The following is an 11,131-nucleotide window of genomic DNA, read 5'->3' on the forward strand; positions in this document are numbered from 1 at the left end:
CCAGAAAAAGGGGAGAAAAAGGAGGGGCTCTCATGAGTCAAAATACAGTTGATAGAAGCGAGAAGGTCGCTTATAATCGTGCAAAAATCTGGCAGATCATTCTGTTTGCCATGAACAATACATCTACTAATATCTATTTAGTAGCATTCAGTTTTGTGTCTTATTTCTCTACAGGGATTTTAGGCTTGGCGGCTATTTTTGTCAGTCAATTGATGGGATATGTTCGGATTTTCGATGGCTTTATTGATCCAGCTATCGGTGTTTTAATTGATAAGACCGATACAACATTTGGGAAATACCGGCCAATCATTGTTTTGGGGAATGTGATTACCGCACTGTCATTTGTCTTTCTCTTTAATATTCACAGATTCGGTGCTGGAATGGCTATGCCACTCTTCATTCTTGCTTTGATTATTCACAAGATTGGTTATTCGCTGCAACAAACCGTTACAAAAGCTGGTCAAACGGCGTTGACAAATGATCCTAAGCAGCGCCCGATTTTTAATATTGTTGATGGGATTATGACAGCGATTCTGTTTTCAGGAAGTCAAATCGTTATTTCTGGAACCTTGGTACCGAAACACGGTGGCTTCACAGAAAGCTTTTTTGCGGAATTGATGGTAGGTGTCATTGGAATTTCAGCGGTTTTAGCAGTTCTTGCTATTGCTGGTATTTGGCAGAAGGATAACAAGAAATTCTTTGGTCTTGGGGAAGAAAAAACGAAGAAAACAAACTTCAAAGATTATTGGAAAGTGATTAAGGGAAATACACCACTTCAAGTGTTATCTCTTTCAGCCGCTTTGGTTAAATTTGTAGCACAGTTGTTTGGAGATTCTGTTGTGACCGTGATGGTGTTTGGGATTCTCTTTGGGAACTATGCTTTGTCAGGTGCTATTTCAGCCTTGATGGTTATTCCAAATATTTTAGTGACAACTTTCGCAGCCAGTGTGGCACGTAAAAAAGGACTGCGTCGTGCTTATATTCTCTCCTTGCAAATTGGTATTGCTGGTTTGATTGGTATGGCAACGATGCTCTACTCTGGTCAACCGGGTGCCCTTGATTTGCAGAAGTGGGGACTCTATAGTGTCGGTTTTGTTGTCCTGTATGCTTTTGGACGTTATTTCTCAACAGCACCTTCAAGTCTTGTCTTGACGATGGGAGCTGATATTTCTGACTATGAAACATCAGTATCTGGTCGCTATGTATCAGGGATGATTGGAACAATCTTTTCTTTAACTGACTCTGTGGCATCATCTTTTGCACCGATGGTTGTCGGTTGGGTGCTTGCAGGTATTGGATTTGCAAAGGAATATCCAACTGCTGAAACACCACTGTCTCCAGAACTAAAAGGTGCAATCATCACACTGTTTGCCATTATTCCAGTGGCTGTTCTGGCTGTTTCTTTAGTCTTAATGAAGTTCTACAAATTGGATAATGAGACGATGGCTCAGATTCAAGAGAAGATTCATGCTATGAAAGCAGCTAAAGATACAGAACGTGCGCATGATATTGCCCAAAATGTTGAATTATCAGATATGGAGTATGTGGACTTGTCGAAATACCCTGTAGAAGAGCCTAAATAACTGTCTTGATCAGGCTCTAATACTCTTTAAAAATCAAATTCAAATGTCGTGGACGCCAGTGCAGCCTTCGGCTAGCTACCGCCAACAAGACAATTAGCTACGAAGATGTTAAGTAGATACAGGCACTGTGATGTGGCTGCTTGCATCTAGGAAGATTTGCCCCTAAAGGAGGTGCCGCATCTGTATAGTGAGCAAAGCCCACAACAGCTGCGTCCTTTTTTACACAGTGCTTAGTCCGAATTCAAGTTGTTTGCTTTTTGATTTTTCCTGAGTATCAGCAGAATCCAGAAAGTATCACGTGTCGTACATTTTCATGTTGTCAAGAAGAAAGGAGGTTTCATGAAAGTTATTGGTCTGGGGGAAATTCTATGGCGAATTTCAACGCCCAATCATTTGCTATTTTCGCAAGCCAATCAGTTAGAGAGCCAGTTTGGAGGGTCTGAGCTGAATGTTCTCGGAACTCTGTCACATCTGGGCTATGAGACTGAGATGGTTTCGGTTTTGCCTGATAATACCATCGGTCATGCTTGCCGTCACTTTATTTCTAGCCACCATATTGGTGACCATTTTTTAAAAAGTGGCGGTCATCGACTAGGGCTCTATTTTTACGAGCGTGGCTTCTCTGTGCGTCAAAGCCAGATTACTTATGACCGAGCAGGCTCTGCTTTCTCAGCGTGCGATGGGGATAGCTTTGACTGGGATTTGATCTTTAGAGATGCCGATTGGTTTCATGTTTCAGGTATTACGGTGGCTTTAAACCCATCTTGCCGAAACCTCACTTTGCAGGCTATGGATAAAGCTAAAGAGTATGGTGTCGGGATCAGTTTTGACCTCAATTACCGTGAAAGTCTATGGACATCTTTCGAGGAGGCTAGAGAAGGGATGGCTCCTTTTGTTGAGAGGGCAGATATCTGTATCGGTATCGAGCCTCTGAGCTTGCCAAATGAAGATGGGGTAGACTTAAAAGATGTGCTCAAACTCGAGCGACCTTATCGCGACAAGGAAAGTTTGCTTCAAGCTCTAAAGGCCTTGTCAGACAGGTATCATCTGGAGAAGATCGCCTTTACGCAGCGAGAGTTGGACAACAACCTTTACCGTTTAAAGGGTTATCTCTTTACTGATGGACAGCTCTTTGAGACTCTTGATAGGGAGACGCAAGCAGTCGATCGGATTGGGACGGGCGATGCTTTTACAGCGGGTATTTTGTATGGGCACTTAGAAGCTGAAGAGCCACAAAAGGTTTTGGAGATTGCCATGACTAGCTTTGTTTACAAACATACGATTGAGGGCGACATTAACCTCATGACCGCTAATCAGTTAAAACAGTTGCTCTCCAGTAGCAACCAAGAAATCAATAGATAGGAGTACCTTATGTTATACCCACAATTATCTGCTACACGAAAAATTTATAATCTAAACGGAGTTTGGTCTTTTAAACAAGGAGCCTATCAGCCTACCAAGGACTCTCTCTTGTCAACGGATACAGAAGCAGAGCTTATGGTTGTGCCGACTTCGTTTAACGATGTTTTGGTGGACAAGGACAAGCGTCTCTTCATCGGAGACAACTGGTACGAGCGTCTTGTTGATTTACCTCAATTGCAGGAAAATGAGGAGCTTGTGTTACGCTTTGGTTCTGTGACCCATCAGGCTAAGGTTTATCTTGATGGTGAATTGGTCGCTGAACACAAAGGAGGATTTACTCCCTTTGAAGTGGTCGTTGCTCCTCAGTTTTTAGCAAAGGATCAGTTAAAAGTGACGGTCTGTGCTAACAATGAACTCAACTATACGACCTTGCCTGTTGGCAATTATATCGAAAAGAAAAATCCAGATGGCAGTATCAAAAAAGTGGTTAAGGAAAACTTTGACTTCTTTAACTATGCGGGAATTCACCGGCCGGTAAAATTCTATACTCGTCCCAAAGCGCATATTGAAGATGTCGTTGTGACTTATGAACTCAGTGAGGACTTGACTACAGCTGATGTGAAAGTGACAGTTTTGTCTAATGCTTCTGGTTTGGAGCAGCGCTTGACGATTTTGGACGAAACAGGACAGATCGTTGCCCAAGGAACAGGCAATGATGTTCTGACAGTGCAAGGTGTCAGACTTTGGGAGCCGCTCAATGCTTACCTCTATACCTGCCGTGTGGAACTCTTTGACGGTGAGCAGTTGATTGATCGCTATGATGAAGCCTTTGGTATGCGTAAGATTGAAGTTAAGGCTGCTCAATTCTTGATTAACAACAAACCATTTTACTTCAAGGGCTTTGGCAAGCATGAAGACACGCATATCAATGGACGTGGCCTTAATGAAGCAGCAAACTTGATGGACTTGAATTTGCTAAAAGAAATCGGAGCCAACTCCTTTAGAACGTCGCACTATCCTTATTCAGAAGAGATGATGCGCTTGGCTGATCGCATGGGAATTGTTGTGATTGATGAAGTCCCAGCAGTCGGGCTTTTCCAAAACTTCTCAGCAGCCTTGGACTTACTTGGAGATAAGGACGAGCCTGAAAATACTTGGAAGGTCATGAAGACTAAGGAAGCCCATGAGCAGGCTATCTGCGAGTTGGTAAACCGTGATAAAAATCATGCCTGTGTTGTCATGTGGGTCGTGGCTAATGAGCCGTCTTCGCACGAAGAGGGAGCGCGTGAATACTTTGAACCGCTCATTCAGCTTTACCGTGATTTAGACCCACAAAATCGTCCAGTAACACTGGTTAATATCATGAATGCTTTGCCAGGTAAAGATTTAGTGGCTGATTTGATTGACGTGATCTGTCTTAACCGTTATTATGGCTGGTACCGAGACCATGCAGAGCTAGCAGATGCCAAAAACAATCTGCGCAAAGAATTGGAAGAATGGCATAGGCTTTATCCTGACAAACCAGTCATGTTCACAGAGTATGGGGCTGATACATTACCAGGTTATCATTCGATGTGGGATATTCCGTATACTGAAGAATATCAATGCGATTATTACCAAGCCAATCACGAAGTCTTTGATGAATTGCCGTACTTTGTTGGCGAACAAGTCTGGAATTTTGCGGACTTTGAAACCAATGTCATGTTGATTCGTGTCAAGGGAAATCACAAGGGACTCTTTTCGCGGACACGTGAACCGAAGCAAGTCGTGCGTTTCTTTAAAGAACGCTGGACAACCATTCCAAACTTTGGTTATAAGAGCGGTAAAAACTAGGCGAACTTTTCAGGGGCAGCATGCTTATCTGTCTCACTCTCAAGACCAACAGAATTTAGTCTCAGGCTAAGTTCTGTTTTTGACTAGAAAGAAAAAGTAGAAATATTTGTCTTCTTTTGACTTTGAATCTTATTAAAATTTAGGTATAATTATTGAGAAAAAGGAGACAGTATGAAGAAAGCAAATCAACCATTAGCAGATCGTACTGCGGATTTATTGGTAGACTATATTGTTAAATTTCAATTAGAACCAGGAGATCGCCTGCCAAATGAATATGAATTGGCAACATCTTTAGAGGTTGGACGGAGTACGATTCGCGAGGCTGTACGTCGCTTGGTTGCTCGGAATATTTTAGAGGTTCGTCAGGGATCAGGGACTTATGTTAGCAGTCGTAGAGGGGTTGCCGACGATCCGCTTGGGTTTTCTTTTATCAAAGATACTTACCAGTTAACTCAGGACTTATTTGAAATCCGTCTCCTTTTGGAGCCACGTGTTGCTGCTAAGGCTGCACAAAATGCGACGGATGAGGATTGTCAGCGGTTATTAGACTTAGTCGAACGCATAGAGGAGTCTTACGATCTAGGAACAGAAGATCATGTGCAATTAGATGTTGAGCTGCATAGTTTATTGACCAAAATGAGCGGTAATTTAGCCTTGGATAGTTTACTACCGGTGATCCATCAGTCGATTAGCTTAATCAACCATAACTTTAGTAATCAGTTTATGCAGGAAGATAGTCGAGCGGCTCACCGAGCAATCCTTGAAGCCGTTTGCGACCGAGATGCAGTCAGAGCTTACGATGCCATGCTAAGGCATATCTTGTCTGTGAGTTCAGATTTTGAAAAAAATCAGCACGGTGACTCTGAAACATGATGAGCTGCTAGATAGAACAATAATAAATAAGTATGTCTGGACTTGAGTTCAGGCTTTTTTATAAAATTGTTATATCGTCTGTTTCATACAATTAATTGTTAAAGATGGTTTCGTGCTCTCCTTTAGTCTTTATAAGGGATTATGCTCTCGCGTCAAAAATATCTACAAATTACCTTGAAAACCTTTACATTACGGATGATAAAAGGTATAATGTACGAGTAAAGCAAACGCTTGCATAGAACTTATTTTATGAGGAGGTTTCTGATGAAAAAGGAAACAGTTGGCAGGAAGCGTCAGCATTTTGGGATACGTACTCTAAAATGTGGAACCGCGTCCGTACTTTTATCGGCTACTTTTTGTGTTTTGGGCGGACAGCTTGTCCAAGCAGAAGAGCAAACTATAGAGACTGCAAATCTTCAAGTGGAGGATACGACAGAGAGCAGGGAGAAAAAGGAGGAGATAGAGGCTCAGACGGAAGTGCCCGTTAGCTCTGAGAAAATCGCTCCTAATACCAATGAAGCACGGACGATTTCTGAACCAGCAGACCTCACTCAGCTAGAAGAGGAGTCTGACATGGTAGGTGCAATACCTGTATCTCAGACAGAAACCCTCTCGGCAGATGACGAAGTCAAAGTAGGTTCTATTCGCATGCACTTTAAGAAGTTACCTTCGGAGAATACCAATAGCCTTGGCTTATGGACTTGGGACGATGTAGAAAAGCCATCTGCGCAAAACGGTAGCTGGCCAACAGGGGCAACCAGTTTTTCAGAAGCTAAAACAGACAGCTATGGTTATTATCTTGATGTGCCCCTCTCAGCGAAAAAGCGTGAAAAAGTCAGTTTTTTGATTAATAACACAGCAGGTGACAATTTGACAGGCGATAAGACGGTTGAGCTCATCAGCAATCAAATGAATGAGGTTTGGCTTGATGAAGAGTATAAGGCCTACACTTATGAGCCGATAGCAGAAGGCATGGTGCGGATCAATTACCTGCGTTCAGATAATAATTACGACCGCAAATCCTTGTGGTTGTGGGGAGATGTTGAAACGCCTACGACTAGCTGGCCGGACGGTGTTGATTTTGAAAAGCAGGGCAAATATGGCGCTTATGTTGACGTCAAACTGAAAGACCTTGCTAAAACAATTGGATTTTTATTACTAGATGAGAGTAAGTCAGGTGATGATGTCAAGATTCAGCCCAATGATTACAATTTTACGGACTTGAAAAAACATCGCCAGATTTTCTTGAGGGATGCAGATCCGATGATTTATACCAATCCTTATTTTGTCAATGATGTCCGAATGACAGGAGCGCAGCAGATTAGTCTGACTGACATCGAGGCGACTTTTACGACCTTAGAAAATGTGAAAAAAGAGGATATTGCAAAGAATTTACAAGTGCAAAATAAGGATAATCAAGCAGTTGCCATTAATGACATTGTTCTTGACGAGGGAGCCAAAAAAGTCCTGATTCAGGGGGACTTTGGCGGGAATCAGGCGCCTTACACAGTGAAGTATAGCAGCGAGCAGTTTACAACAGGGATGAATTGGCAGTTGAAGGATAGCCTGTATCAGTATGATGGTGAATTGGGAGCGCGTGTGACAGACAATGGTCAGAAAGTGGCAGTCACCCTCTGGTCACCAAGTGCAGATGAGGTGTCACTAGTAGTTTATGATAAAACGGATCAAAGTAAGGTCATAGGCAAGGTAGCCATGACCAGAGGAGACAAGGGCGCTTGGAATGCAGACTTATCAGCCAATGGTGGCTTGTCGATTGCTGACTATCGCGGCTATTATTACCATTATGAAATCAAACGGGGTGATCAAGCTGTCTTAACCTTGGATCCCTATGCCAAATCGTTGGCTGCTTGGAACAGTGACTTGGCAGAGACAGATCCGTCTTATAAGGTAGCCAAGGCGGCCTTTGTAGCCCCAGCTGAACTAGGGCCAAAAGACTTGACTTATGCCACTATTCCTGGTTTTAAGGACCGAAAAGACGCTGTGATTTATGAGGCCCATGTCCGTGATTTTACGTCTGATAAGGCGATTGCAAACGGCTTGAAGTCTCAGTTCGGAACCTTTTCCGCCTTTGTTGAGAAGCTGGACTACCTAAAAGAATTGGGAGTGACCCATATTCAGTTGTTGCCTGTTTTGAGTTATTACTATGTCAATGAATTGAAAAATGCAGAACGTATGGACGACTATGCTTCCAGCAATAGTAATTACAACTGGGGCTATGATCCGCAGAATTATTTTTCGCTAACAGGTATGTATTCGACTGATCCGACCAATCCAAGCGCGCGCATTGCAGAGTTTAAGGAGTTGGTCAACGAAATTCATAAGCGGGGCATGGGCGTGGTTTTAGATGTGGTCTATAATCACACCGCTAAAACGGATATTTTTGAAGATTTAGAGCCGAATTATTACCACTTTATGGACGCAGACGGTACACCTCGAACCAGCTATGGCGGTGGTCGTCTGGGAACGACTCATCATATGAGCCGCCGTGTGTTGGTTGACTCCATCAAGTATTTGACAGACGAGTACAAGGTGGATGGTTTCCGCTTTGACCTGATGGGAGACCATGATGCTGAGACCATTCAAAAGGCATATGATGAAGCGAGAAAGTTGAACCCAAATCTCGTGATGTTAGGAGAAGGATGGGTGACCTATTCAGGTGATGAAAATAAACCTGTCCAGCCTGCCGATCAGTCTTGGATGAAATCGACCAATTCGGCTGCGGTATTCTCAGATGATGTCCGAAATATGCTGAAATCAGGCTATCCAAACGAAGGGACACCTGCTTTTATCACCAATGGGAAACGCGATGTTGAAAAAATCTTCCGTAATATTAAGGCACAGCCAACGAATTTTGAAGCAGACGATCCAGGTGATGTGATTCAGTATATTGCTGCTCATGATAATTTGCCGTTATTTGATATTATTGCCCAATCCATCAAAAAAGATCCTGCGAAAGCTGAAAACACAAACGAAATTCATCGTCGTCTTCGCTTGGGCAACCTCATGATTTTGACCTCACAAGGCACACCGTTTATCCATTCGGGTCAAGAATATGGTCGCACCAAGCAATTCCGTCATCCAGATTATCGTACACCAGTTTCAGAGGATAAGGTGCCAAACAAATCTCATCTCTTGAGGAATGAAGACGGTAGTCCATTTGAGTATCCGTATTTTATCCATGACTCCTATGATTCGAGCGATGCGGTCAATCATTTTGATTGGAGCAAGGCGCTAGATAGCACAACCTATCCTGAACATACCAAGAGCCGTGCCTATACGCAAGGTTTGATTGCCCTTCGCAAATCGACAGACGCTTTCAAATTAGCCACTAAGGAAGAAGTGGATAAGCGCGTGACCTTGCTCACAACAGCTGGCAAAGACGGTGTTGAAAAAGAAGACCTTGTCATAGGCTACCAAACAGCTGCAAGTAACGGTGATGTCTATCTGGTATATGTCAATGCAGATACCAAGGAGCGCAGTTTCACCGCTAATCAATCCCTAAAGAATGCCAAGGTGCTAGCTGATGCTCAACAAGCAGGGACAGAGGCGATTGCGACACCTGATGGCGTGACACTGGCGGAAAATCGGGTAACCCTTGCACCTTTGACAGCAACCATTTTACGGATTGCCAAAGACGATGCTCAGACACCGCCGAAGAAAGAAAATACGGTGAAAGGTTCAGTGATTATTGAATATAAAGATATCAATAATCGTCCTTTGAAAGATAATGCTATTATTCACTATAATGCTGCGGTTGATACTCCGTACGACACTGAACAGTCCGAACACAAAACACAGACCATTATCGGATATGACAAGAAAACCTATGCTTTAGCTCCCGCAGGTCGCTACAAGGTTGGGGATGTAGATGCTAATAGTCGTCTCACTTCATCAGCACCTACGAGCGGTGTTGTGGTGGGCAATACAACTTTGGTTGTCACCTATGTATATAAAGAAGTGGCGCCAGATGATTCGCCACAAAAACCAAAGACCGATGCCGACAAGACGACTCCAACCGTCTCTAAGGTGACCAAACCAGAGGGCGAGTTGACCGAGTCTGACATCTTAAACGCGGTGAGCAATATTGGCACTGGCACAGTCAGTCTTGCCCCGAATGCTAAACTGCCAACAGCAGCCGGTGACCATAAAGTCCCTGTTGTTGTCACTTATCCTGACCAGAGTACGGACGAGGTTGAAGTTCCTGTGACTCTCACGGCGAAAATGACGACTCAGACAACCACAACCTCTTCTCAAAAGCCAAAAGGAACAGAGAAAACAGGCGGAAATGTCAAAGCAAGCCAGCAGGGGCAAGGACAATCCGCTAACAAAAGTGATACGAAGGGCTTGCCGAAAACAGGAAGTGAGCAGTCAACTATCGGTTTTGGGTTAGGAATGTCCCTCCTTTCAGGACTATCAGTCCTTGGAAAACATAAGAAAAAAGAATAATTGCTCTCATTTTCAGATTGAAGAAAGAGTCCAGTTGGACAATTTCTTCAATCTTTTTTGCTTTTCATCAATTCGCGACAGTTGACAAAGGGCCCAGTTTTTCTAAAGAGAGGTGTATCAAAAACCAGCCTTCGCTTTGCGAAGGCTGGTCAGTTGCTTAGGCTATTAATCGTTAAAAGCCAGTTGAGCTGCTGTGTGCTAAAGAGGTATACAGCAGTGGTGTGAGAGGGGCTATTTATTAGCCACTGTATTGACATAACATTCTCTCTAGTTTAAAGTTTGACTAAAAACTAGAGAGAAGTTCTTGTTAGGGTGTGATACCACATCACCTAAGATCAATGAAAAATGAATTCTTTCAAATTGGAGTTACCAAAATAGCTTAAAGAAATTTATTTATCTGTCCTCTTTTTACGACTTACTGTAAGCATTGCTGCGTTTACGGCGAGAATACTCCCTGCTAGAAGTGCAAGATTTGATTTGTGCTCTCCTGTTTCTGGAAGTTGTCTTCCTTGTACTGCGCTATTTTCTAATTTATCCGGAGTATTCGGTTTATCCGGAGTACTTGGTTTATCCGGAGTACTTGGTTTGTCCGGAGTACTTGGTTTGTCCGGAGTATTCGGTTTATCCGGAGTATTCGGTTTATCCGGAGTACTTGGTTTGTCCGGAGTATTTGGCTTATCCGGAGTATTCGGTTTATCCGGAGTATTTGGTTTATCCGGGGTACTTGGTTTATCCGGAGTATTCGGTTTACATTCACAAATACCGTCTTTACCGTCTTTACCGTCTTTACCGTCTTTACCGTCTTTACCGTCTTTACCGTCTTTACCGTTAGCTACGATCACAGATGTTTTCTCATCATCAGAGACAATGCCGTCTCCGTTCTTGTCGGTACCAGTAGTGATAGTCTTGGTACCATCCCCGTTATCCTTGACATCAGCGAATCCGGCAGTACCATTTTTACCATCTTTACCGTTAGCTACGATCACAGATGTTTTCTCATCATCAGAGACAAT

The 11,131-nt window shown here is 43.2% G+C and carries 6 protein-coding genes; 5 read left to right on the forward strand and 1 reads right to left on the reverse strand.

Annotation, left to right across the window (positions count from 1 at the left end; translation table 11 throughout):
* The first annotated feature begins 32 nt into the window (after positions 1-32).
* The 5 genes from A3I5_RS0103290 to A3I5_RS11545 all read left to right on the forward strand — a co-directional run bounded on the left by A3I5_RS0103290 (position 33) and on the right by A3I5_RS11545 (position 10,118).
* Positions 33-1,583: an MFS transporter gene (locus A3I5_RS0103290; RefSeq protein ID WP_018373204.1), complete on the forward strand. Its 1,551-nt coding sequence runs from the start codon at positions 33-35 to the stop codon at positions 1,581-1,583.
* Positions 1,584-1,922: 339 nt separating this feature from the next.
* Positions 1,923-2,945 carry a sugar kinase gene (locus tag A3I5_RS0103295; protein WP_018373205.1) on the forward strand — a complete coding sequence of 341 codons (1,023 nt, stop codon included), beginning with the start codon at positions 1,923-1,925 and terminating at the stop codon, positions 2,943-2,945.
* Positions 2,946-2,954: 9 nt separating this feature from the next.
* Positions 2,955-4,778, forward strand: coding sequence for a beta-glucuronidase (gene uidA, locus A3I5_RS0103300; protein WP_018373206.1), 1,824 nt, complete (start codon positions 2,955-2,957; stop codon positions 4,776-4,778).
* Positions 4,779-4,949: 171 nt separating this feature from the next.
* On the forward strand, positions 4,950-5,651 hold the full coding sequence (locus A3I5_RS0103305; RefSeq protein WP_018373207.1) for a FadR/GntR family transcriptional regulator: 702 nt from the start codon (positions 4,950-4,952) through the stop codon (positions 5,649-5,651).
* A 249-nt stretch (positions 5,652-5,900) separates the two neighbouring features.
* The gene (locus A3I5_RS11545; RefSeq protein WP_083903284.1) at positions 5,901-10,118 is read left to right on the forward strand and encodes a pullulanase; all 4,218 of its coding nucleotides are present in this window, start codon (positions 5,901-5,903) and stop codon (positions 10,116-10,118) included.
* A gap of 389 nt (positions 10,119-10,507) precedes the next feature.
* Here A3I5_RS11545 and A3I5_RS0103315 read toward each other — a convergent pair.
* Positions 10,508-11,131, reverse strand: a 624-nt coding sequence (locus A3I5_RS0103315) for an LPXTG cell wall anchor domain-containing protein (RefSeq protein WP_026216902.1), incomplete at its 5' end; no start/stop codon positions are given.

It is taken from the genome of Streptococcus merionis DSM 19192 (assembly GCF_000380085.1).
Lineage (GTDB): Bacteria > Bacillota > Bacilli > Lactobacillales > Streptococcaceae > Streptococcus > Streptococcus merionis.